This window comes from Streptomyces sp. NPDC087428 (genome assembly GCF_044744085.1).
Lineage (GTDB): Bacteria > Actinomycetota > Actinomycetes > Streptomycetales > Streptomycetaceae > Streptomyces.
Genome location: NZ_JBIUXR010000021.1, coordinates 98,199 through 119,806, shown reverse-complemented (window position 1 = coordinate 119,806; position 21,608 = coordinate 98,199). Strand labels below are relative to the sequence as shown.

Below are 21,608 nucleotides of genomic sequence, written 5' to 3'. Positions count from 1 at the left end.
ACCCCGCACGCGGACGCCGCCGCCGACGAGTCTCCGTCGGCGGCGGCGCGAGGTCGGCGCGGTGCCTGGGTCAGTGGAAGCTCAGCGAGGCGGAGCCGGGTTCGGCGGAGAACGAGCCGGGGCAGAGGAAGCTGCCGGAGCTCTTCGACGCGGTGAACGCCTGGTTCTGGTAGGCGCGGGTGGCGCCGTCACGGGTCCACCCGACGTTCGTCGCCTTGTAGCTGCAGGTGACGATGGACTGCTTCACCGTGATGTCGATGAGGTCGGACGTCGCGGTGCCCGCCGCGTCGTCGAAGGTGACGGCCGGGTCGTTGTTGAGGGTGGCGCTCGTGCCGCCGGTGCAGCTCAGGCTGCTGTTGATGGTGGCGTGATCGATGGTCAGACCGGCGGGCGGGTCCGCGCTGGCGGTCGCGTCGGTCCAGGTACAGGTGCTGCCCGCGGCCGCGATGCTGCCGTCGACCCGCTGCGAGGCCGCGGGGCCCGCGCTGGCCGCGGCGGACGCGCCCGCGGTGACCGCGAAGGCCACGGCGGTGACGCACAAGAGTTTCGGTGTGAGCCTCATGTCACTCCTTCTTGCCACGCACTTGTGGGGGTGTGGGGTGCAGGCCCGTCCGCGTCCGTGGTGAGGGGGGCGACACGGCTCCGGGCACGCCATGGAAGGTCCCACAGAAACCCACAACTTGCCATGCACGCGTCAAAAAGTGACTGGATGGTGCCCCTGTCGGCGGGGCGGCAGGGGACTTCACGGTCGAAGGGGTGCCCCCACTCCCTCTCTCCCGGGCCACTTGAACGAACTTCGTCACGTACGCGGTTCAGGACTGAGCGCCCGCCCGCCACTTGCCGAACTCCCAGGCGGGATGGCTGTCGCCGAGGTACGGCAGGTGCTCGTCCCAGTCGGCGGCGGTCAGCGCCGCCGCCGGGCGGACGGTGATGTCGCCCGCGTCATCGATGCCGAAGCCCCAGGAGAAGCCGGCCAGCGGCAGCACGCAGCGCTGTTCGCGGTCCAGGGGTGTGTGCGCCAGAAAGCTGTGCGCGAGCCAGGCCAGGGGCCGGCGTTCGGCCCGTGACGGGGCATCGAACAGGGTCGGCCTGTGGCCGAAGAAGGCATACGGGGAAGGTGCGTCCTCGAAGAGGATGAACGGGTCCATGTCGAAGCCTGCGCCGCCCGTGGTGTTGTCCGTGGACCGGACGAACTGGACCCAGCCGAACATGGCCCGGTATCCCCTGCCCGGATAGGACACGGTGGAGGTGCAGCACGGAAATCCTTGTGAGGCAGGGTGCTTACCGATCGTCAGCGGATCATCGACCTGCTCAACGCTCACGGTCACGCTGCCGGTCTCACCGTCGTGGGTGAAGGGAAGGATCATTCCCACACTCTGGCGAGGGTGCGCCGTCGGCCACAAGGGCGATATCAGGTCGCGCCCGGCGGTCGACGTCGGCCACGGTCCGAGCACTCCGCCTACGACTCGTTCACCCCGGGCGGCCTCGACCGCCTCAAGGAGAACCGTGCGCCCGGAGAGTTCCTGATCCACGACCTGATCGCACGGGCGCTTCGGGACCATCGGGCGGAGCGGTGACGCCCCCTCACCGCCCGCGCTCGGGCTTCCCGCCGCAAGGGCACGCGGGTCCTTGATAGCGTCGCCCCAGCGACTGCGGAACTCTCCCCGCCGGGGTCGCCGCTCTGCCGGGTCGGCGCTGCCACCACGGGACGGCGGGTGCGGGTGGCAGGGGACATTCATGGCAGGGACGAAGAGAGCCAACGCATGAGCCTCGCGCAGTTGCACTACACCTCCGCAACGGCCGGGGACGGACCGGAGAGCGGCGAGGACGCGGAGATACCCGCCCGGTTCAGCGCGGTTGACGCGGCGATACCCGCGTCGGCGCTGACCGAGGCCGGTCCGCTCCTGGCGTACGAGCCGCCGGCCGGCACCCCTCGGCAGGTCACGGACAACGCGCTGCGCGCACTCCCCGAATCACTGAGCTTCAGCGTGCTGTCCGACGGCAGCCATCTGCTGGCCCGCACCGTGCCGGTCCGCACCGCGCAGCTGTCCTCGCTGCGGTTCCACGCCCACGCGGTCCACCTCCCCGCCGGCACCCGGCTGCCGGGCGGAATGCTCCCCATCACCGCCTGCCGGTCGTCCCGCTGGGCCGCCGCGACACCGGACCGGGTGCCGGCGGTCGATCCGGTCACCACGCTCTCCGTCGCCACGAGCCGCACAAGTGAACGTGAGGGGCTCAACGACTTCGCGGTCTCCCGCGGCCCCTGGCTCGCGGGCGTCCTGGCCGATCTGCGCCGGCTGAGCGAGACGGCCGAGCCGCTGAAGGTCGTGCTCGTCGAGCGGCAGAGCGCGGATGTGGCCCGGTGGCTCGCGCTGGCCGCGGCCGTACTGCCGCAGGAGAGCGCGGAGCGGCTGACCTTCACCACGTACGCCCGCCACCCGCGAAACGCCCCGCAGCAGGTCGTCGGGGTGCTGCCGCAGGACGGGCACGAGCTGCCGGGCCCCGGATTCCGGGTGCACACCTGTACCGGTCCGCGCCCGGGAGGGGCCGTGGACGACGCCTGGGCGGAGACCGCGGCCCGGATCTGGCGGAGCCGTACGCCGGAGCTGTTCCGGGAGGCGGCCGAGCTGCCCGGGGAGCCGTTCGCCGCCGGGCCGGTGGCCGTGACCGCCCTGTGCGCGGGCATCGCGCTGGGGCCGAACGAGCGGGCCGCCGCCGCCGGCTGGGCCGCCGAGCGGCCCTACGCACTGGACGCGAAGCGCACCCGGCAGCTGGTCGACGCACTGACCGCGGCGGGGGTCGACGACCGCACCGGGGCCGAGTTCGACGCCGCGGGGCGGCTGTTCGCCGCACTGGACGGCCGCTCCCCCGCGGCGACCACCGCCCCGCTGGCCGCGATGCTGGTGACAGAGGCGGTACGCGGCGGGAACGGCTCCGTGGAGCTGCCCGGCCGCACGGCCTTCAGCGGTCCGGAGGGCGCGGCCGTCGCCGCGGTGCTGGGCCCGGAGATCCTGACCGAGCTGAGCGGCTCGGGGGCCGGGCTGGACGTGGCCCGGACCGTGCAGTTGCTGCGGGTGGCGCGGCTGCTCGGCATGGACTGCGCGGAGCTGCTGCCAGGCGTCGTACGGCGGCTGGCACCCGCCCTCCTCGTGGACCCGCAGGACGCACCGGGCTGGGCGCCCGCGCTGCTGGAGCTGATGGACGAGCAGTTCGACGTCCGTACGGCACTGCTCGGCGCGCTGGACCGGATCGCGCCGGAAGACCCCGCCGGGGCGGAACGGCTGCTCGGCCGGGTGGCGCTGCCGTTCACCGGTACGCAGCTGCTGCCGCACCTGCGGATGTGCGCGGAGGCACCCGAGGCCAAGGCGGGCTGCGGCGCCGACCGGATGGGCGCGGTCCAGCGGGTGCTGCGGGCCGCCGGGATGTCGCCGTTCGCGGAGCCGCTGGTGCTGCGGACCGCGGTGGGCCTGGTGTGGGAGGAGAGCGCTCCCACGGTGGGCGAGGCCCGGCTGCTCCTGGAAGCCGCGACATCGGACGCGCACCGGACGGCCGGCACCTGGTCGCACCTGGTCGCCGCGGCGCTGAACGCCCCCGCCGACGACGAGGAGGCGCCCGAGCTCGCCCACGACCTGCTGCGCGGCTTCCCGCAGGAGATCGGGGGCCGGGCGCGCGCGGCCCTGCTCCTTCTGGAGTTCGCCCGCGAGCTGCGGTCCGGCTCCGCGGAGCCGGACTGGGCGGAGCGGGTCCGCGCGCTGCGGCCGGGTGCGGAGCCGGTGGAGCCGGGGGTGCTCGGCCACGCGTTCGGCGCCCTGGCCGGGCGGCTGCTCGCCCCGGACGGGCCGGAGGCCGAGCTGTACGCCCTCGCGCACAGCGGCGACGCGGATCTCATCGCCGCGTACGACCGGGCCGCGCACGGCCCCGACGTGGGGGCCAGGCTGGCGGCCGACCCCGGCTACGCGGCCGGCTGCTTCGCCGTGTGGACGGCCCATCCGCACGCGGGGGCGGAGTGGAGCCGGACCACCGCCGCCCTGCTGGAGGAGGTGCTGCGCCCCGCGGTGCGCGCCCTGTCCGCCGAGGGGGTGGCGGCCGTCGAGGAGGCTGTCGGGCGCTCCGGCAGCAGCGGCCGGGCGGAGGCCTTCCGGGACTGGAACCGCCGGAGCCAGGGCACCCTGGGCCGGCTGGGCAGGCGGCTCGCGGGCCGCGTCCGGCGCGGCTGAACCGGCACCCGCCCGCCCCGGTCCGGCCCGTTCCGCGCCCGCGTGTGTCGCGGGGCGTGCGCGCCGCCGGGTACCTTGGTGCTTACCGATCTCGTGGGCCTCCTGGCGGGCTGCGTGAACCCCCAGGAGGAACAAGATGACGACGAACCGCGGGCGCAAGGACGTGATCCGGGACCGGATGGCCGCGACCGGTGAGTCGTACAACGTGGCCGCCCGCAATCTCAAGGCGATGAAGGACATGGGCGCCACGCGTGAGGCCGTCCTCGTCCAGCGCTGGCGTCCCGCCGAGTCCCTCGACCTGCCGTGCCCGTGCGGCGGCACGTGCGAGCCCGGCGAGACGTGCGAGCGGTGCCACGCCCGGCACCGGCACGTGGCGCGGTACCCGGGAAGCGCCACCGAGGTGGAGACCTGGGTCGACCGGTACGAGTGCACCGGCTGCCCGGCCTCGTACACGCTGCTCGTCGAGCTGCCGGGGCGGCCCTGGGGCGTGGCGGAGACGGTGATCCAGGGCGGTTCGGCCGAGGAGGTCGTGCGGGCCCGGGTCTTCCCCGGTGTGGTGCACCCGCTGCTGAAGCCCGAGACGCCGGAGGAGGACTGACGCGGCGCGTCGGTCCTCCTCGTGGCGGTGCCCCGGCGTCAGGCGTCGGGGGTCAGCCGCAGTGAGATCGAGTTGATGCAGTACCGCTGGTCCGTGGGGGTCGGGTAGCCCTCGCCCTCGAAGACATGGCCCAGGTGCGAGCCACAGCGGGCGCAGCGGACCTCGGTGCGGACCATGCCGTGGGCGCGGTCCTGGACGAGTTCGACCGCGTCGGTGTCCTTCGGGTCGTAGAAGGACGGCCAGCCGCAGTGCGACTCGAATTTGGTGTCGGAGCGGAACAGCTCCGCGTCACAGGCGCGGCAGGAGTAGACGCCCGTCGTTTTGGTGTCGGTGTACTCGCCGACGAAGGCGGGCTCGGTGCCGGCCTGGCGCAGCACCGCGTACTCGGCGGGGGACAGCTCCGCCCGCCACTCCTCGTCCGGCTTGTCGATGTCGTACGGCACGGTGGCTCCCTCAGCTCGACAGGTGGTCCAGGATGTGCGGGCCGAGGTCCGTGACATCGCCCGCCCCCATGGTGAGAACGAGATCGCCGGGCTTCGCCATTCCCGCGATGACCTCGGGGACCGCAGCCTTGTCGTGGACGGCGGTGACATCGGCGCCGGCGGCCCGTGCGGCGTCGATGATCAGGGTGCTGGTGATGCCGGGGATCGGGTCCTCGCGGGCCGGGTAGATGTCCAGCACCACGGAGGCGTCGGCCAGCGCGAGGGCCTGGCCCATCTCGGTGCCGAGCTCCTGGGTGCGGGAGAAGAGGTGGGGCTGGAAGACGACCAGGAGGCGGGCGTCGGAGGCGGCGCCGCGCATCGCTTCGAGGTCGGCGGTCATCTCGGTGGGGTGGTGCGCGTAGCTGTCGATGACCTGGACGCCGGCCGCCTCGCCCTTGAGCTGGAGGCGGCGCTTGACCCCGGTGTACTTGCCGAGGGCCGAGGCCAGGTTGTGCGCCGGGATGCCGAGGGCGACGCCTGCGGCGAGGGCGGCCACCGCGTTGAGCGCGTAGTGGCGGCCGGGGACGGAGACGGTGAAGGTGAGGTACTTCCCGTTGAGGACGACCGTGACCTCGCTGGTCAGGCCGCGCTGGGTGATCTTGTGGACGCGTACGTCGGCGTCCGCGGCCTCGCCGTAGGTGACGACCTTGAGCGCGGACAGGTCGCGCACCCGGCGGGTCAGCTCGACGGCGCCGGACTGGTCGGCGGAGACGACCAGGGTGCCGTCGGGGACGACCTTGCCGACGAAGGTCTCGAAGGAGTCGTAGATCTCGTCCATCGAGGCGTAGTTCGCGTGGTGGTCCAGCTCGACGTTGAGGACGATCGCGACCTCGGGGTCGTACTTCTGGAAGCTGCGGTCGCTCTCGTCCGCCTCGGCGACGAAGATCGCGCCCTCGCCGTGTGCGGCGTTGGTGCCGGGTCCCGCCAGGTCGCCGCCGATCGCGTACGAGGGGTCGAGGCCCAGCTCGGTCAGGGCGACGGCCAGCATCGACGTGGTGGTCGTCTTGCCGTGGGTGCCCGCGACGGCGATGGCCCGCAGCCCCTCCATCAGCGAGGCGAGCGCGTCGGAGCGGTGCACGACGGGGATCGAGAGATCACCGGCGCGCACCAGCTCCGGGTTGTCGGCGCGGATGGCGCTGGAGACGACCACACAGGTGGCGTCGTCCGCCAGATGCCCGGCGGCGTGCCCGATGTGGACGGTCGCCCCCAGCGTGCGCAGGGCCTCCGCGGTGGCGGACTCCTTGGAGTCGCTGCCCGCGACCTTCGCGCCGCGCCTGGTGAGGATCTTCGCGATGCCCGACATTCCGGCGCCGCCGATGCCGATGAAGTGCGGCCGTTCCATGGCGGCAGGAATACCGGGTGCCATGCGTGTGTCTCCCAGGGTCGGTACGGGTGGGGCCTCCCAGCCTATTCGCTGTGCGCGAAGAGCTTGAGCACCGGTACGCCGACCTTGTGCCGGGCCCGGGACGCCCAGTCGCGGTGGAAGAACTCCTCGACGTAGTGCGGCGCGGTCAGCACGATGACCTCGTCCGCTTCCGAGTCCTGGACCACGGAGGTGAGCTTGTCCAGGGGGTGGCTCTCGATCACCTGCCCGACGGCCTCGGAGCCCGACTGCCGCAGGGCCTCCAGGGACACTTCGAGCGCGAGTTCGGCGGAGGCCCTGGCGTTCTTGCCCTCCGGTTCCTCGCTCTCCCGGGCCGCTTCCTTCAGTTCGCCCATCGCCAGGTCGTCGATGGCCCGCAACAGCACATCCGCCTGGTCGCCACGTGGCTGCATCAGCACGACGAAGGAGATCTGCTCCTCCCCGTGCAGGGTGGTGACGAACTCGACGTCCTCGGAAGTGAGGGGCTTCTCGATCATCAAAACGCTGGTGAACACCACAGGCGCCCTTCTGCTTCACTGACCGTCGCCGGCCACTGCTGAAACCATCCTTCCCCGTGCTCGCACGGGGTCCGCGTTCCATTCTGCCCACCGAACGCTAACCGGAACGGTATATTCCGCTGATTGTCAGATCCGACGGTATCGAGAGAAGAGAAACCCGGCCTCCTCCAGCACCGCCGCCAGGGCGAATCGTTCCGGCACCGCCACCGACGGACCGCCCGCGATCCGCTGGGCGTCCCCGGCCGTCAGCATCGGCGCCAGCGTCAGACACATCTCGTCCAGCATGCCCGCCGCGACGAACTGACCGAGCAGCCGGGGCCCGCCCTCCGTCAGCAGCCGCTTGAGCCCCCGGTCGGCCAGCTCCCTTACGGCCCTGGCGGGGTCCACCCGGGACCCCTCCCCCGCGATCACCACCTCCGCACCCGCCGCGCGGGCCGCCGCGATCCGGTCCGGGGGCGCGCCCGCGCCGGTCAGCACCAGCGTCGGGACCAGCGGCGAGACGAAGAGCGGCAGCGAGAAGTCCAGGTCCAGGCTGCCACTCACCACGGCGACCGCCGGGGCGGGCCCCTGGCCGGCCGCCGCCCGCCGGGCCGCGAAGGCCTCCCGGGCGCGGGCGGGCCGGTAACCCTCCAGCCGTACCGTCTGCGCGCCCGCGATCACCACGTCCGCGAGCCCCCGCAGCGTGCCGAAGATCCGCATGTCGCTCGCGCAGGAGATCGGCTGCGAGCGGCCGTCGTGCTGGGCGGCCCCGTCGAGCGTCGACACCATGTTGGCGCGCAGCCAGGAGCCGTCCGTGTCGGGGTAGGCGTAGGCGTCGGCGAGAGCGTCGAGGCTCCACTCACCTCGGTCGTCGGCCGCTGTCAGGTCGGTCACAGGGAACAGGCGTCGCATGTTCCGCAGTCTGGCACGGCCTAAGCTGGGGAGTTGTGTCGTCCTTCACTGCCGTGCCGGGGCCCGGCCCCATAGCCGAAACGGCCCCGCTGTCCCTGTGCGCCCTCGAACCGCGCGTCCCCGCCGACCGGCTGGTCGCCGAGATGGTGCCACCGCCGCGCTTCGACTCGGTGCGCTTCGATACGTACGTCCCCGACCCGAACCAGCCGAGCCAGACCGAGGCCGTCAAGGTCCTCGGTGACTTCGCCGCCGGGCTCGGCGGGGCGCACGCCAGCGGGGAGCGGAAGCGCACGTGGTTCGGCAAGAAGGCCGAGCCGCCCCGCGCGCCGCGCGGCGTCTACCTCGACGGTGGCTACGGGGTCGGCAAGACCCACCTGCTCGCCTCGCTCTGGCACGCCACGCCCGCCGCGCCTTCCCTGAAGGCCTTCGGCACCTTCGTCGAGCTGACCAACCTGGTGGGCGCGCTCGGCTTCCAGCAGACCGTGCGGACGCTGAGCGGGCACCGGCTGCTGTGCATCGACGAGTTCGAGCTCGACGACCCGGGCGACACGGTGCTGGTCTCCTCGCTGCTGAGCCGGCTGGTCGAGGCGGGGGTGGCGCTCGCCGCGACCTCCAACACGCTGCCGGGCAAGCTCGGCGAGGGCCGGTTCGCCTCGGCCGACTTCCTGCGGGAGATCCAGGGGCTGTCCGCGCACTTCCGCCCGCTGCGCATCGACGGCGAGGACTACCGGCACCGCGGTCTGCCCGACGCCCCGCCGCCGTTCTCCGAGGAGCAGGTCACCCGGGCCGCGTACGCGACCGAGGGCGCCAGTCTCGACGACTTCCCCGCGCTGCTCGACCATCTGGCCCGAGTCCATCCCAGCCGGTACGGCGCGCTGACGGACGGTCTGCGGGCCGTGTGCCTCACCGAGGTGCAGCCGGTGCCCGACCAGTCGACCGCGCTGCGGCTCGTGGTGCTCGCGGACCGGCTGTACGACCGGGAGGTCCCGGTCCTCGCCTCCGGGATGCCGTTCGACCGGCTGTTCAGTGAGGAGATGCTGAACGGCGGGTACCGGAAGAAGTACTTCCGGGCAATCTCGCGGCTGACGGCACTGGCGCGCGACGCAAAGGAACTGGTGGGGCAGTAGGTTCGGGGGCGTGACACCGGCCGGGCACGACGGAGTGCCCCGCCACTCCCGTACAACCGCGCATTCCGTTTGAAGGGATCCAGCATGGCTACCACGCGTCAGGCGCACACGGTCTGGGAAGGCAACCTGATCGAGGGCAAGGGCGTCGTCACCCTCGATTCCTCGGGGATCGGGGAGTACCCGGTCTCCTGGCCCTCCCGCGCGGAGAAGGCGAACGGCAAGACCAGCCCGGAGGAGCTCATCGCCGCGGCCCACTCCAGTTGCTTCTCGATGGCGCTCTCCAACGGGCTGGCCACGGCCGGCACCCCGCCGACCCGGCTGAACACCCAGGCCGAGGTCACCTTCCAGCCGGGTACCGGTATCACCGGTATCCACCTCACCGTCGAGGGCGAGGTGCCCGGTCTCGACGAGGCGGGCTTCGTCAAGGCGGCCGAGGACGCGAAGGCGAACTGCCCGGTCAGCCAGGCTCTGACGGGCACGACGATCACGCTCACCGCGTCGCTCGCCTGAGTCGCCCGCCGGGCCGCGCACGGCCCGGGGCACGTATGAGACACAGATGAGGCCGGTGGCCCGCATGGTTTCCGCGCGGTGTTACGCGTGGTACACACGTGCGGGTCACTGCTCCTGTCCCCCACAGGAAGTTGCCTCATGTCATCCGCAGCAGCACAACAGCCCGCGACACGACGTCAGGTCCTGGCAGGCACCGGCGCCGCCGTCGCCTCGGTCGCCTTCGCCGGGGTGTTCACCGAACTCTTCGCGGGTACCGCCGCCGCCCACGGGCACGGCGGCTACGGCCCGCTGGTGCCCGACCCCGACGGACTGCTCGATCTGCCGAAGGGTTTCCGCTACCGGGTGCTGTCCCGCGAGGGAGACCCGCTCCGCTCCGGCGAGGGCCCGGTCCCCAGCCACTGCGACGGCATGGCCGCGTTCGCCGGCCGCCGCGGACACGTCCGGCTGGTGCGCAACCACGAGAACCGCGTCGACGCGGCGCTCGCCGTCCCGACCGTCGAGGGCCTCACCTACGACCCGATGGGCAAGGGCGGCTGCACGGCCCTGGAGCTGGACGGCGACAACCGCGTACTCGGCGAACGCGTCGCCATCGCCGGTACCGCGGTGAACTGCGCGGGCGGGCGCACCCCTTGGGACACCTGGCTGACCTGCGAGGAGACCGAGGACAGGGCCGGCACCAACGGCTACACCAAGGACCACGGCTACATCTTCGAGGTGGACGGCGCCGACCCGCGCCGCACCGGAGCCGTGCCGCTGACCGCGATGGGCCGCTTCCAGCACGAGGCGATCGCGATCGACCCGCACAACGGCATCGTGTACGAGACCGAGGACGCGTTCGACAAGCCGTTCGGGCTCTTCTACCGCTTCCTGCCGAAGAAGCCGCTCGGCGGCACGGGCTCGCTCCGGGCCGGCGGACAGCTGGAGGCCATGCGGGTGCCGGGCGTCCCCGACCTCTCCGCGGTCCAGGAGACCGGGACGAGCTTCGAGGGCATCGAGTGGGTCCCCGTACCGGATCCGCAGGCAACCGGGACCCCCATCCGGTTCCAGGACTTCGGGCCGCGGGGGATCACCCACGGACAGAAGCTGGAGGGCTGTTACTGGGGCGGTTCGTGCGTCTACTTCGTGTCCAGCTTCGCGCACAGCGCCGAGGGCTCTGCGGCCGACCACTTCGGCCAGGTCTGGCGGTACGAGCCGCGGCGGCGCCGGCTGACGCTGGTCATCGTCTTCGGGCCCGGCACGGACATCCAGCTGCCCGGCGAGTCCCCGGACAACATCTGTCTGGCCTCCGACGGCGGTCTGATGGTGTGCGAGGACGGGGGCGGCGCCCAGCACGTGTTCGGCCTGACCCGGCGGGGTGAGGTGTACGCGATGGCACGCGGCCGGCAGAACATCGGAACGCCCGAGAAGCCGGAGTGGGGCGAGTTCGCCGGGGTCACGTTCGCCCCGGACCGGCGGACGATGTTCATGAACTGCTACACGCCCGGGACGACGTTCGCGGTGACGGGGCCGTGGCACTGAACCGCTGAACCGGACGGCGGGTGGCCGCATCCACCCGCCGTCCGGGGGCCGCCGCACGACGCAGGAGCGCCGCGGCGCAATCGGTGACGGTTGATCAGTTATTTTCCGATAATGACAACTTCTGCACGGAAAATGACGACCCTGACCGTTCTGGGCATGGTGCTCGGAGGCGCCCTCGCCGCCTGCGGAGGCTCCGGGGGCACGGGTGGCACCGGAAGCCCCGGGGGCTCCCCCGGCGACAGACCCGCGACCGCCTCCGCGACTCCCTCCGGAACCGCGTCGAGCGCGTCCCCCGCCGCGAGCGGGCCGCCCCGCACGGCCCCGGGCCCCGACGGCCTGGCCCGTGTCCTCACCCGAGGCCCGAAGAGCCCCGGCAAGGTCGTCGCGCTCACCTTCGACGCCGACATGACGGCCGACGAGGGGCCGCGCGCGGCCGAGGGCGAGCACTTCGACAACCCGGAGCTGATCGCCCTGCTGCGCTGGCTGAAGGTGCCCGCGACGGTCTTCATGACCGGCCGCTGGGCCGAGGAGTACCCCTCGCAGGCCCGCTCCATCGGCACGGACCCGCTCTTCGAGATCGCCAACCACTCGTACAGCCACTACGCCTTCACGTCGCCCTGCTACGGGCTGCCGACGCTGGGGAAGGAAGCGATCGGCGGCGAGGTGGAGCGGGCCTTCGGCGCGATCCGGAAGACCGGCGCCCGCAACGTGGTGCCGTACTTCCGCTTCCCCGGCGGCTGCTACGACGATGTCTCGCTGCGCGCGCTCGCGGCGGAGAAGGTGACGGCGGTGCAGTGGGACGTGGTCAGCGGCGACGCCTTCGCGACGGACGCGGACGCGGTGGCGCAGCAGACGCTCGACGGGGTGAAGCCCGGTTCGCTGGTCGTCATGCACTGCACCCGCAGCGCGGCACCGGTCACCGGTCAGGCGGTCAGCCAGGTGGTGCCGGAGCTGCGGAAGCGCGGCTACCGCTTCGTGAAGGTGTCCGACCTGGTGCGCGGCTGAGCACCGCTCTGGCCCGCCGCGTCAGCCCGAGCAGGCCGAGCGCTGGGCCTCCTGCCATTCACAGACCGGGCAGAGCGTGCTCCCCCTGACCGACTCGGGGTACTCGGTCGGCTTCCGGCACAGCACGCACTCCGCGAACGGGGGCCCGGAGTCCGACTGGTCCACGCTCTCGTTCACATCGTCACGCACGCTCCGGTCCATGGCAGGAGCCTACTCAGCCGCGTACGGACGTGAGCGTGCGGGCGAGCGTGACGGTGCGGCGCCGGCCGGGTGCAGCGCCGACTGTTGGCCCCCTCGATCCGGACCAGGTCGACCCCGCGCAGCACCCAGGGGCCGGCGGGGCCGTACCGCCGGCCCACTCCCCGCAGCCGCAGGATGTCCGTACTCAGTTGGCGGACGCCTTCTCGGGCTTGACCTCGCTGGGACGTACGATCACGAAGCCCTCGCCGTCCAGCCGCAGTTGGACGGCCTCGCCCGAACCGCCGCGCAGCATCGAGCCGACGCTCTGCGAGCGGTGCAGCGACGTGGTGAGGTGGGCGCTCCAGCCGACGACCGCGTCCGTGTCGACGCATACCGGCTGCTGCGGCGTGACGGGGATCACGATGGGGTTCCCCTCGCACATCAGGCCGAGCTTCCCGTATCCGGTGAAGACGCTGTTGAAGAGGCCGCCGCCGGTCATCCCGGCGCCCTTCACGGTCTTGATCTCGTAGGCGAGCGTGGCGTCGAAGCACAGGACGTTGCGGCCGTTGATGGTGAGGACATCACCCTGCTCCATCTCCACGATGAAGCAGTTGGCCGCCTCGTGCGCGAACCACGCCTCGCCCTGCCCGCGCACCGCCATCAGCGGCAGGCCCTCGCCGGTGACAGCACGCTTGAGCAGTCCGCCGAGCCCCTGCCCCTTGCGCTCGAACTGGAGATCGCCCCGGAAGGCGATCATCGATCCCTGGCGCGCGTGCATCTCGCCGCTCACCGCGTACTTGATCGATTTGGTGTTCTGCAGGGTCATTCCGGGGGCGGTTGCCTGCTCCGCCATGTGCTCGCTGGAGAATAGATCGCTCTTCATGCGGTGCATCCTCACCCGGAGGGATTCATTCCGCCAAGAGCCGGTTTCCGGGCGGCTGGCAGACTGGACGGGTGAGCAGCAACGACACCCCCGCGTCCCCGTCCGACACCGCCGGCCTGCCCGCGGACAGCCCCTTCCGTCCCGAGCGGACGAACCGGGACGAAGCGCAGCAGTACGTACTCCCGCTGGTGGTCCATATCGAGAAGGCGGCTCCCCCGGCCCGCACCGACGCGCTGCGCACGGCCGCCCGCGCGGTGCTGGTGATCCTCTCCGACGAGCGGTCGCTCGGCGAGGGCGAGTGGGCGCAGGCGATGCGGGACTGGCAGGACGCCCGGATCCGCAAGGTGGTGCGGCGGGCGCGCGGCGCGGAGTGGCGCAAGGCCTGCGCACTGCCCGGGATCACGGTCACGGGCGAGAGCGCAGAGGTGCGGGTCTTCCCGCCGGTGCCGCTGGACGGCTGGCCCAAGGAGCTGGCCAAGCTCCAGGTCTCGGGGACGGAGCTGGACGACCCCGAGCCACCTGCCGCGCCCGACGCCACCGGGCCGGTCCTCTGGCTGAACCCCGAGCTCGACATGTCCGCGGGCAAGGAGATGGCACAGGTCGGGCACGGGGCACAGCTCGCCTGGTGGGAGCTGTCGGAGCCGGAGCGCACGGCATGGCGCGAGGCGGGTTTCCCGCTCTCCGTCGCCACCCCGGGGGCTGACCGCTGGCGGGAACTCACGGTCAGCGGACTGCCGGTGGTGGAGGACGCCGGATTCACCGAGATCGCCCCCGGGAAGACCGTGGTGGCCGAGGGCGCCCACCGCGTCGGTTCCCTTCCACCCCTGCGACAGCCGTAGGGCGTGTTCCGCCCCGCTCCGTGCCCCGTCCGCTGAGCGGCACCGGGGGGTAGCCCCCGCCGGAACGGGCGGCCAGCAGGATCGCGGCGTGCGGCCTCGACCGGAAATGCTGGGCCCGGCACACCGTGCCGGTTTCCCCGAGTTTCCGTAGGAGTTGGCTCGTGCGTACGCAGGCATGGAAAAGGTCTCGTTCCTCCGGACGGCCGCGGGGCGGTCGGAGCAGAGCCGTGCCGGCCGCCGCCGCGCTGACCGTGGGCGTCATGGCGATGGGTTTCCTGGTGCCGCCCGCGGCCTCCGCCGCCGGGCCGGTCACCGTCCAGCAGGGGCTGGACGCGCTGGTGCGCGCGGACGGCATGCCCGCCGCGCTGGCGAGCGTCAAGGGCCGCGAGGGCCGCACCCGTACCTACACAGCGGGGGTCGGCGACCTGGCCACCGGCTCGAAGGTCCCCGACGACGGGCAGGTACGGATCGGCAGCAACACCAAAGTGTTCACCTCCGTGGTCGTGCTGCAACTGGTCGGTGAGGGGAGGATCCGTCTCGACGCCCCGGTCGACACCTATCTGCCGGGCCTGGTGCGCGGGGAGGGCATCGACGGACGCCGCATCACCGTCCGTCAGCTCCTCCAGCACACCAGCGGACTTCCCAACTACACCGACTACGACCTCCAGCCACGGGACTTCGAACCCCGCGAGCTCGTCGACATCGCGCTCCGGCACGAGGCGCACTTCGCGCCCGGGACGAAGTGGGAGTACAGCAACACGAACTACGTGCTGGCCGGCCTGATCGTCCAGAAGGTCACCGGCCGGCCCCTCGCCGAGGAGCTGGACCGGCGCGTCATCACCCGCATCGGGCTGCGCCACACCTACTTCCCCGCCCGCGGTGAGACGACCGTCCGGGAACCCCATCCGAAGGGCTACGACCGGGACTCGGCAGCCGCGCCCCTGGTCGACGTCACGGAGATGGACTCCTCCTGGGCCTGGGCGGCAGGTCAGATGGTCTCCACCAACTCCGACCTCAACCGTTTCTTCACCGCGCTCCTGACCGGCCGCCTCCTCCCGGCGGCCCAGCTCGCCCAGATGCGCACCACCGTCCCCGCCGAGTACTTCGGTTCCGGCGCCCGCTACGGGCTGGGGCTCGTGCGGATGCCGCTGTCGTGCGGCGGGGCCTACTGGGGTCACGGCGGCAGCTTCCCTGGATACGAGACCCGGGGCGGGGTCACCGCCGACGGCCGCGCCGCCCATGTCGCGGTGACCGTCCAGCCGACCGATCCGACCGCCATGAAGCGTGTCGAGGGTGTCGTGGACACGGCCTTGTGCACTGACCGCACCGCCTCGCACGGCGCCCGGTGAACCGGCCCTGCGCCTGCCGCGAGCCGGGACGGCGTGCGGCAGGCGCAGGGAACCTCAAATCGACCTCTGAACGTCCCCCTCTTCGGATTCACCGCCGTGTGCCGGGGCCATGACCCCTGCACGGAGTGGACGAGGGGGACTCTATGGAGCTGGGTATCGGTATCGGATGGCGGCCGGAGATCGCCGACGCGGTGGAGGCACTGCCGGGGATCGACTGGGTGGAGGCGGTCGCGGAGAACCTCTGCGACGACCACCTGCCCGCCTCCCTGACACGGCTGAGGGAGCGTGGCGTCACCGTGGTGCCGCACGGCGTCTCGCTAGGGCTCGGCGGGGCCGACCGCCCCGACCCCGGCCGGCTCGCCGGCCTCGCGGCGCGGGCCGCGCTGCTGGGCACGCCGCTGGTGACCGAGCACATCGCGTTCGTACGGGCGGGAGGGCCGCGCACCGCGTCGCCCGTGCTGGAGGCGGGGCACCTGCTGCCCGTGCCGCGCACCTGGGCCGCGCTGGACGTGCTGTGCGAGAACGTGCGGATCGCGCAGGACTCGCTTCCGGTGCCGCTGGCCCTGGAGAACATCGCGGCACTGATCTCCTGGCCGGACGAGGAGCTGACCGAGGGGCAGTTCCTGGCCGAGCTGGTCGAGCGCACCGGGGTCCGGCTGCTCATCGACGTGGCCAACCTGCACACCAACCACGTCAACCGGGGCGAGGACCCGGCCAGGGCGCTCGACGAACTGCCGGTGGAGGCCATCGCGTACGTGCATGTGGCGGGCGGCGTCGAGAAGGAGGGCGTCTGGCACGACACGCACGCCCACCCGGTCACCGAACCGGTCCTCGCCGTCCTGGCCGAGCTGCGCTCCCGGGTCAGCCCGCCCGGGGTCCTGCTGGAGCGCGACGACGACTTCCCGCCGGCCGCCGAGCTGGCGGGCGAGCTGGACGCGATCCGCGCCACGCTCGACGCGGGCCGGGGCGGCGGGCGTGCACGGGGGGACTCGGCGCGGCCCGCCGGTCCGCGTCCCCCGGTGAGCGGATCCGTCGGCCCGGACGCCGTCCGGGACCGGGTCGCGATGGCGCAGACCTCGCTGCTCTCGGCCCTGGTCGCCGGCACCCCCGTCCCGGAGGGCTTCGACCACCGCCGGCTCGGCATCCAGAGCCGGGCGCTGGCCGCCAAGCGCGCCGATGTCGTCGCCAAGGTCGCACCCGAGCTCCCGGAGATCCTGGGGCAGGCCTACCGGGGAGCGTTCCTCGCGTACGCCAGGGCCCGCCCGATGTCCGCCGGTTACCGGCGCGACGCGCTGGACTTCGCCGAGCAGCTGCTCGTCGCGGGCCGCCCCGAGGACGGCGCGGCCCGCCGCCGGCTGACCCACTGGTGGCAGGACCGGGCCGCCCCGCGCCCACCGCGCCGCACCACCCGGCTGGTGCGTGCCGCTCGATCCGTACTCGCGGGAAGGTGACCGGGATGAACACCCTGGCCCTGGTACTGACCATCGCCGTCGCGGTCTCCTCGACGCTGCTGATCACGGCAGCCCGCCGTGCGGGGCGCGGGCCGGGCGGCCCCGTCCACGACCTCTTCGAGGTGGCCTTCCTGAACGGCGGGCCGGGCCGGGTCGTGGACACCGCGCTCGCCGCGATGCAGGCGGACGGCCGGCTGGTCATCGGCGGGCCCGGCATCGTCGCGGTCCAACGGCCGGACGCCCACGACCCGGTGGAGCGGGCCGTGATCCAGGAGCAGGCCGCGGCCCCGAACGGTGCGCTGTCCACCCTGCGGGCGGCGGCGATGCGCCATGCGGCGGTGCAGGAGATCGGCGACGGGCTGGCGTCACGCGGTCTGCTGGCGGCGCCCGGGGCGAACCGGACCCGAGTCCGCTGGGGCCTGGCGCAGGGGCTGCTCTGCCTGCTGGGATTCCCGGCCGCCCTCGCCCTGACCATTCATCAGTTCATGGCGGACGACTACGGCACCGCGTCGGCCTTCCCGTTCTTCCCGAAGGTGTTCCCGGCGCTTCTCGCCGGGGCCGTCATCGGTTTCGTCTGCGTGGCCGGCGCCCGGTCCCGGGTCACCAAGGCGGGCCGCAGAGCCGCCGCGGAATACCGCACCGCCAACACGTCGCGGACCGATCCGGCCCATCTGGTGGCGGTCTTCGGGCCGCGGGCCCTGCCGGATCCCGAGCTGCGGAGGCATCTGTTCACGGCGTCCCGGACGAGGCCGGCCGTGTCGTCCACGTCGTCGCACCACTCCTCGGGCTCCTCCGACGCGGTGCTCATGGCGGCGGTGTGGTGTGCCGGTACGGCCCCGGGCGGTGGCGGGTGCGGCAGCTCGTCCGGGCACCACGGCGGGAGCGGCGGCAGCGGATGCGGTTCGGGATCCAGCTGCGGTACCGGGTCCGGGTCCAGCTGCGGATCGTCCGGGTCGAGCTGCGGCTCCGGATCGAGCTGCGGATCGTCCGGGTCGAGCTGCGGCGGCGGGTCGAGCTGCGGATCGTCCGGGTCGAGCTGCGGCAGCAGCTCGTGAGCGGTGCCCGGGAGGCCGTCGGGCGCAATCACGTCGGCGGGGCGTGGGGCCGCGGGACAACCCCATACAGGCCCTGGAACGACAACGGTGCGGCGCGCAGGCTGCGCGCCGCACCAGGAGCCGAACCCGGTGTCGCTGGAACGGCGGCCGGCACACAGTGCCGCGGGCCCGCCGTCTGATCTTCCGGGTTGGGGTGGTCGGAACCCGCTCGCTACGCGAGCCCGGCCACCAGGTCTGCGACCGACTTGCGCCGGCCGGTGAAGAAGGGAACCTCCTCGCGGACGTGCATCCGCGCCTCGGAGGCCCGCAGGTGACGCATCAGGTCGACGATGCGGTGCAGTTCGTCGGCCTCGAAGGCCAGCACCCACTCGTAGTCGCCGAGGGAGAAGGAGGCGACGGTGTTGGCGCGCACGTCGGGGAAGCCGCGGGCCATCTTGCCGTGGTCGGCGAGCATCCGGCGACGGTCCTCGTCGGGCAGCAGGTACCAGTCGTAGGAGCGCACGAAGGGGTACACGCTGATGAAGTCGCGCGGCGTCTCGTCGGCGAGGAACGCCGGGACGTGCGACTTGTTGAACTCGGCGGGGCGGTGCAGCGCCATGTTCGACCAGACCGGATCCAGGCCCCTGCCCAGCCGGGTGCGGCGGAAGAGGTTGTACGCCTCCTGGAGGGCCTCCGCCGTCTCGGCGTGCCACCAGATCATGACGTCGGCGTCGGCGCGCAGCCCGGAGACGTCGTACGTGCCGCGGACGGTGACGTCCTTGACCGCGAGCTGGTCGAACAGCTCCTGGACCTCGTCGGAGTACAGGACACGGTCCGTGTCGGCGGGCAGCACGTCGCGAAGCTTGAAGACGGACCACAGCGTGTAGCGGACGACGTCGTTGAGGTCCTTCGCCTTCTTGCCGGCGTTGGGGCCCTTGCTTGATGTCACAGTCTCAGGAGCGCTCATACGGCTATTGTCCCGCCTCGCTCCCCGTGCCCTGAACCAGGGTGGGGGTGGCGATGATCTCCTCCGCGATCTTCTCCGTGTCCGCGCCGCTGTCGCCCGTGCCCGCGCCGCTCTCCCCGGCGACGTCGCGGACGATCTCGTCCGCGGCCCGGTGGGCGCTCGCGATGCAGGCGGGGATGCCGACCCCGTCGTAGACCGCGCCGCAGACCCGCAGCGCGGGCAGCTTGGCGACCTCCTCGCGGATCCGGGCGACCCGGCCGAGGTGGCCGACGGGGTACTGGGGCAGTCCGCCGATCCACCGGGTGACCTCGGTGGCGACGGGCTCGGCGGCCAGTCCCGTCGCCGCCGCGAGATCGCGCAGCGAGACGTCGACGAGTTCCGCGTCCTCGCGGTGCAGGTGGTCCTCCTCGCCGTACCGGCCGACCGAGGTCCGCAGGAGGAACAGGTCAGGGGCCGCGTCGGCGACCCACTGCCACTTCTGGCTGGAGAAGGTGGCGGCCTTGACGGTGCGGCCGTCGACCGGGGGCACCAGGAAGCCGGAGCGTCCGTCGAGCGTTCCGGCGGCGGTCACGTCGGAGCGCCGGAACGCCATGGTGATCAGGGCCATCGAGGCGTACTCGACGCCCGCGAGCTCGGCGGACGCGGCCGGGGACTCGGCGGCGAGCAGGGTGGAGGCGGACCAGGCGGGGGCGGCGAGGACGATGCCGTCCGCGGCGATCACCCGGGTGTCGGTGCGCACGTCCCAGCCGGAGGCGGTGCGGGTCAGCCCAAGCACCGGGGTCTCGGTGAGGATCTCGCCGCCTCCGGCGCGCACGGCGCCGGCGACCGCGTCCGGGAGGGTGCCGATGCCGCCCTCGATGCCCTGGAAGACCGGCCCGGTCTGCTGCCGGGCGGCGGCCTGTTCCTGGATGCGGGTCACGCCGTCGAGGAGTGAGCCGCCCCGCCGGGCGAGCTCGAAGAGCTGCGGTACGGCGGCGCGCATCGAGATCCGGTAGGCGTCGCCCGCGTACACCCCGCCGAGCAGCGGCTCCACCAGCCGGTCGACGACCTCGCGGCCGAGCCGGTCGGCCACGTACGCGCCGACCGCGACGTCGTCGCCGACCGCGGTCGGGGTGAGGTCGCGCTCCTGGGCGATCCGGGCGAGTCCCTCGGGCGAGAGCACCTCACCGAGCGCCGCCGGGTCGCCCGGTACGCCCATCACATGGCCCTTGGGCATGGGGCGCAGTGCGTCGCGCGTCCACAGGGAGGCGGTGGCCGTGGCGGGCGGCTGGAGCCGGTCCCCGAGGCCGACGGCCCGTGCCAGGCCGACCCCCTCCGGGCGGCGGGCCAGCATCGATTCGGCGCCGAGGTCGACCTGGACGCCGGCGACCTCGCCGGTCCTGAGTTTGCCGCCGAGCCGGTCGGTCGCCTCCAGGAGGGTGACCCGCAGCCCGGTGCCGAGAAGGCGGTGGGCGGCCGCGAGTCCGGCGATGCCGCCGCCGATGACGACGACGTGTCCGGTGGCCCTGTCCGCGCGGTTTGCTGAACGCTGCATGCCCCCACTCTCTCAAACCTCATCCGAGTCCTGACCGTGACCGCTTCGAAACCGGTATCACGCAACCCGGACCGGACCCCCGTACGTCGAACCGGCACCAGCAATCACCCGTCCTGGGGGGACAGTTATGCAGGCAGCACCATCCACGCGTACCGGGAGACGTCCGGGCCGTCCGGCAGCCCGCCGCACGCAGACCGCTCTCGCCGCCGGACTGCTCACCGCCGTGCTGGCGTTGAGCGGCTGCGGCGCGGCCGACGACTCCGGAGCGAGCTCCGACAAGGGGGCGGCCGCCCCGGCGCGGCAGGACAAGGCGGACGCCGCCGCCGGGGACGCGAAGCAGGGGGCGGGCGGTTCGGCGGCCGCGAAGAAGCCGAACCCGTTGACCACCGCTCATGTCATCCGTACCGCCTCGCTCTCCGTCGAGGTGAAGAGCGCGCCGAAGGCGGCGGCCGCCGCGCGTGCGACCGCGGAGGCGGCGGGCGGGCTGGTCGCCGACGAGAAGACCGAGCGGGTCGACGACACGCACGACTCCTCGCACCTGGTGCTGCGCGTTCCGCAGGGCGAGTACGACCGGGTGCTGGGGGACCTCTCGGGGACGGGCAAGCTGCTCTCCCGGACGTCGGCCGCCAAGGACGTCACCGATCAGGTCGTCGACGTGGAGAGCCGGATCGCCACCCAGCGCACGAGTGTGGCGCGGGTGCGCAAGCTGATGGACCGGGCCGACGCGCTGAGCGATGTGGTGACGCTGGAGGGCGAACTGAGCAACCGTCAGTCGGAGCTGGAGTCGCTGCTGGCCCAGCAGGCCTCGCTGAAGGACCGCACCACGCTGGCCACGATCACGCTCGACCTCTCGGAGCCGGCTGACGACGACGCCGCGGACGACGAGGGCGGTCCGGGGTTCCTGGACGCCGTGGGCGGCGGCTGGCACGCGTTCGTGACGATGGTGCGGTGGCTCGCGATGGCGGTGGGGGCCACGGCCCCGTTCCTGGCCGTGGCCGCCGTCGTGCTGGTCCTGTGGCGGCTGCTGCGGCGCCGGGGCGGGAAGGCGGGGCCGGACGGCGGCTGAGCCGTTCCGGGGGCGCCACGGCGCCACTGGGGGCCGTGGCGCCGTAGCGTGGGCCTTCGGACGGGGTATCGAAGGG

General features: G+C 72.8%; 21 protein-coding genes. 11 read left to right on the top strand and 10 right to left on the bottom strand.

Annotated features, from left to right (window positions below; all coding sequences use genetic code 11):
- Positions 1-70: 70 nt before the first annotated feature.
- Positions 71-562 (bottom strand): hypothetical protein, encoded by a 492-nt coding sequence (locus tag ACIO3R_RS35345; protein WP_402111102.1) that lies wholly within the window; start codon positions 560-562, stop codon positions 71-73.
- Positions 563-812: 250 nt separating this feature from the next.
- A complete protein-coding gene (locus tag ACIO3R_RS35340; protein WP_402111101.1) occupies positions 813-1,367 on the bottom strand; it encodes a hypothetical protein in 555 nt (184 codons plus the stop codon).
- 396 nt (positions 1,368-1,763) lie between these two features.
- On the opposite strand from ACIO3R_RS35340, the gene ACIO3R_RS35335 reads away from it, so the two are divergent.
- Together ACIO3R_RS35335 and ACIO3R_RS35330 are read left to right on the top strand one after the other, a co-directional pair.
- On the top strand, positions 1,764-4,217 hold the full coding sequence (locus ACIO3R_RS35335; RefSeq protein ID WP_402111100.1) for a GTPase-associated protein 1-related protein: 2,454 nt from the start codon (positions 1,764-1,766) through the stop codon (positions 4,215-4,217).
- Between the two features lie 136 nt (positions 4,218-4,353).
- Positions 4,354-4,815 carry a hypothetical protein gene (locus ACIO3R_RS35330; RefSeq protein WP_385036695.1) on the top strand — a complete coding sequence of 154 codons (462 nt, stop codon included), beginning with the start codon at positions 4,354-4,356 and terminating at the stop codon, positions 4,813-4,815.
- A 38-nt stretch (positions 4,816-4,853) separates the two neighbouring features.
- On the opposite strand, the gene msrB is transcribed toward ACIO3R_RS35330, so the two are convergent.
- The 4 genes from msrB to ACIO3R_RS35310 form a co-directional block, all read right to left on the bottom strand.
- On the bottom strand, positions 4,854-5,258 hold the full coding sequence (gene msrB, locus ACIO3R_RS35325) for a peptide-methionine (R)-S-oxide reductase MsrB (protein ID WP_385036693.1): 405 nt from the start codon (positions 5,256-5,258) through the stop codon (positions 4,854-4,856).
- Between the two features lie 10 nt (positions 5,259-5,268).
- Entirely contained in the window at positions 5,269-6,663 is a 1,395-nt protein-coding gene (murC, locus tag ACIO3R_RS35320) for a UDP-N-acetylmuramate--L-alanine ligase (protein WP_402111098.1), read from the bottom strand.
- Positions 6,664-6,704: 41 nt separating this feature from the next.
- Positions 6,705-7,157 (bottom strand): indole-3-glycerol phosphate synthase, encoded by a 453-nt coding sequence (locus ACIO3R_RS35315; protein WP_385036689.1) that lies wholly within the window; start codon positions 7,155-7,157, stop codon positions 6,705-6,707.
- 147 nt (positions 7,158-7,304) lie between these two features.
- Entirely contained in the window at positions 7,305-8,069 is a 765-nt protein-coding gene (locus tag ACIO3R_RS35310) for a pyrimidine reductase family protein (RefSeq protein ID WP_385036687.1), read from the bottom strand.
- A 35-nt stretch (positions 8,070-8,104) separates the two neighbouring features.
- On the opposite strand from ACIO3R_RS35310, the gene zapE reads away from it, so the two are divergent.
- From zapE to ACIO3R_RS35290, 4 genes are all read left to right on the top strand, one after another.
- Complete coding sequence (gene zapE / locus ACIO3R_RS35305; protein WP_402111096.1) at positions 8,105-9,196, top strand: cell division protein ZapE; 1,092 nt, start codon at positions 8,105-8,107, stop codon at positions 9,194-9,196.
- An 84-nt stretch (positions 9,197-9,280) separates the two neighbouring features.
- Positions 9,281-9,706, top strand: a complete 426-nt coding sequence (locus ACIO3R_RS35300) for an OsmC family protein (RefSeq protein WP_124285482.1) — start codon at positions 9,281-9,283, stop codon at positions 9,704-9,706.
- A 138-nt stretch (positions 9,707-9,844) separates the two neighbouring features.
- A complete protein-coding gene (locus ACIO3R_RS35295) occupies positions 9,845-11,224 on the top strand; it encodes an alkaline phosphatase PhoX (protein ID WP_385036682.1) in 1,380 nt (459 codons plus the stop codon).
- Between the two features lie 132 nt (positions 11,225-11,356).
- Positions 11,357-12,229: a polysaccharide deacetylase family protein gene (locus ACIO3R_RS35290; protein ID WP_402111093.1), complete on the top strand. Its 873-nt coding sequence runs from the start codon at positions 11,357-11,359 to the stop codon at positions 12,227-12,229.
- A 21-nt stretch (positions 12,230-12,250) separates the two neighbouring features.
- Here the strand turns inward: ACIO3R_RS35290 and ACIO3R_RS35285 are convergent, their stop codons facing one another.
- Together ACIO3R_RS35285 and ACIO3R_RS35280 are read right to left on the bottom strand one after the other, a co-directional pair.
- Positions 12,251-12,430: a hypothetical protein gene (locus ACIO3R_RS35285; protein ID WP_385347146.1), complete on the bottom strand. Its 180-nt coding sequence runs from the start codon at positions 12,428-12,430 to the stop codon at positions 12,251-12,253.
- Positions 12,431-12,614: 184 nt separating this feature from the next.
- The gene (locus ACIO3R_RS35280) at positions 12,615-13,292 is read right to left on the bottom strand and encodes an AIM24 family protein (protein WP_385039137.1); all 678 of its coding nucleotides are present in this window, start codon (positions 13,290-13,292) and stop codon (positions 12,615-12,617) included.
- Between the two features lie 71 nt (positions 13,293-13,363).
- Between ACIO3R_RS35280 and ACIO3R_RS35275 the strand changes: the two genes are divergently transcribed.
- The 4 genes from ACIO3R_RS35275 to ACIO3R_RS35260 all read left to right on the top strand — a co-directional run bounded on the left by ACIO3R_RS35275 (position 13,364) and on the right by ACIO3R_RS35260 (position 17,986).
- Complete coding sequence (locus tag ACIO3R_RS35275) at positions 13,364-14,131, top strand: peptidyl-tRNA hydrolase (RefSeq protein ID WP_402111090.1); 768 nt, start codon at positions 13,364-13,366, stop codon at positions 14,129-14,131.
- A gap of 227 nt (positions 14,132-14,358) precedes the next feature.
- Positions 14,359-15,480, top strand: a complete 1,122-nt coding sequence (locus tag ACIO3R_RS35270; protein WP_385039142.1) for a serine hydrolase domain-containing protein — start codon at positions 14,359-14,361, stop codon at positions 15,478-15,480.
- Between the two features lie 143 nt (positions 15,481-15,623).
- Complete coding sequence (locus tag ACIO3R_RS35265) at positions 15,624-16,931, top strand: DUF692 domain-containing protein (RefSeq protein ID WP_402111087.1); 1,308 nt, start codon at positions 15,624-15,626, stop codon at positions 16,929-16,931.
- A 5-nt stretch (positions 16,932-16,936) separates the two neighbouring features.
- A complete protein-coding gene (locus ACIO3R_RS35260) occupies positions 16,937-17,986 on the top strand; it encodes a TIGR04222 domain-containing membrane protein (RefSeq protein WP_402111085.1) in 1,050 nt (349 codons plus the stop codon).
- A gap of 211 nt (positions 17,987-18,197) precedes the next feature.
- On the opposite strand, the gene hemQ is transcribed toward ACIO3R_RS35260, so the two are convergent.
- Complete coding sequence (gene hemQ / locus ACIO3R_RS35255; RefSeq protein ID WP_385039150.1) at positions 18,198-18,932, bottom strand: hydrogen peroxide-dependent heme synthase; 735 nt, start codon at positions 18,930-18,932, stop codon at positions 18,198-18,200.
- A gap of 4 nt (positions 18,933-18,936) precedes the next feature.
- Complete coding sequence (hemG, locus tag ACIO3R_RS35250; RefSeq protein WP_402111083.1) at positions 18,937-20,466, bottom strand: protoporphyrinogen oxidase; 1,530 nt, start codon at positions 20,464-20,466, stop codon at positions 18,937-18,939.
- Between the two features lie 127 nt (positions 20,467-20,593).
- Between hemG and ACIO3R_RS35245 the strand changes: the two genes are divergently transcribed.
- Positions 20,594-21,532: a DUF4349 domain-containing protein gene (locus ACIO3R_RS35245; RefSeq protein WP_385039156.1), complete on the top strand. Its 939-nt coding sequence runs from the start codon at positions 20,594-20,596 to the stop codon at positions 21,530-21,532.
- Positions 21,533-21,608 lie beyond the last annotated feature (76 nt).

Excerpts from the sequence above, each read along its gene's own strand:
- ACIO3R_RS35345 (WP_402111102.1), bottom strand. The coding sequence starts at position 562 with ATGAGGCTCACACCGAAACTCTTGTGCGTCACCGCCGTGGCCTTCGCG.
- ACIO3R_RS35340 (WP_402111101.1), bottom strand. The coding sequence starts at position 1,367 with ATGATCCTTCCCTTCACCCACGACGGTGAGACCGGCAGCGTGACCGTG.
- ACIO3R_RS35335 (WP_402111100.1), top strand. The coding sequence starts at position 1,764 with ATGAGCCTCGCGCAGTTGCACTACACCTCCGCAACGGCCGGGGACGGA.
- ACIO3R_RS35330 (WP_385036695.1), top strand. The coding sequence starts at position 4,354 with ATGACGACGAACCGCGGGCGCAAGGACGTGATCCGGGACCGGATGGCC.
- murC (WP_402111098.1), bottom strand. The coding sequence starts at position 6,663 with ATGGCACCCGGTATTCCTGCCGCCATGGAACGGCCGCACTTCATCGGC.
- ACIO3R_RS35315 (WP_385036689.1), bottom strand. The coding sequence starts at position 7,157 with ATGATCGAGAAGCCCCTCACTTCCGAGGACGTCGAGTTCGTCACCACC.
- ACIO3R_RS35310 (WP_385036687.1), bottom strand. The coding sequence starts at position 8,069 with ATGCGACGCCTGTTCCCTGTGACCGACCTGACAGCGGCCGACGACCGA.
- ACIO3R_RS35300 (WP_124285482.1), top strand. The coding sequence starts at position 9,281 with ATGGCTACCACGCGTCAGGCGCACACGGTCTGGGAAGGCAACCTGATC.
- ACIO3R_RS35295 (WP_385036682.1), top strand. The coding sequence starts at position 9,845 with ATGTCATCCGCAGCAGCACAACAGCCCGCGACACGACGTCAGGTCCTG.
- ACIO3R_RS35290 (WP_402111093.1), top strand. The coding sequence starts at position 11,357 with ATGACGACCCTGACCGTTCTGGGCATGGTGCTCGGAGGCGCCCTCGCC.
- ACIO3R_RS35285 (WP_385347146.1), bottom strand. The coding sequence starts at position 12,430 with ATGGACCGGAGCGTGCGTGACGATGTGAACGAGAGCGTGGACCAGTCG.
- ACIO3R_RS35280 (WP_385039137.1), bottom strand. The coding sequence starts at position 13,292 with ATGAAGAGCGATCTATTCTCCAGCGAGCACATGGCGGAGCAGGCAACC.
- ACIO3R_RS35265 (WP_402111087.1), top strand. The coding sequence starts at position 15,624 with ATGGAGCTGGGTATCGGTATCGGATGGCGGCCGGAGATCGCCGACGCG.
- ACIO3R_RS35260 (WP_402111085.1), top strand. The coding sequence starts at position 16,937 with ATGAACACCCTGGCCCTGGTACTGACCATCGCCGTCGCGGTCTCCTCG.
- hemQ (WP_385039150.1), bottom strand. The coding sequence starts at position 18,932 with ATGAGCGCTCCTGAGACTGTGACATCAAGCAAGGGCCCCAACGCCGGC.
- hemG (WP_402111083.1), bottom strand. The coding sequence starts at position 20,466 with ATGCAGCGTTCAGCAAACCGCGCGGACAGGGCCACCGGACACGTCGTC.
- ACIO3R_RS35245 (WP_385039156.1), top strand. The coding sequence starts at position 20,594 with ATGCAGGCAGCACCATCCACGCGTACCGGGAGACGTCCGGGCCGTCCG.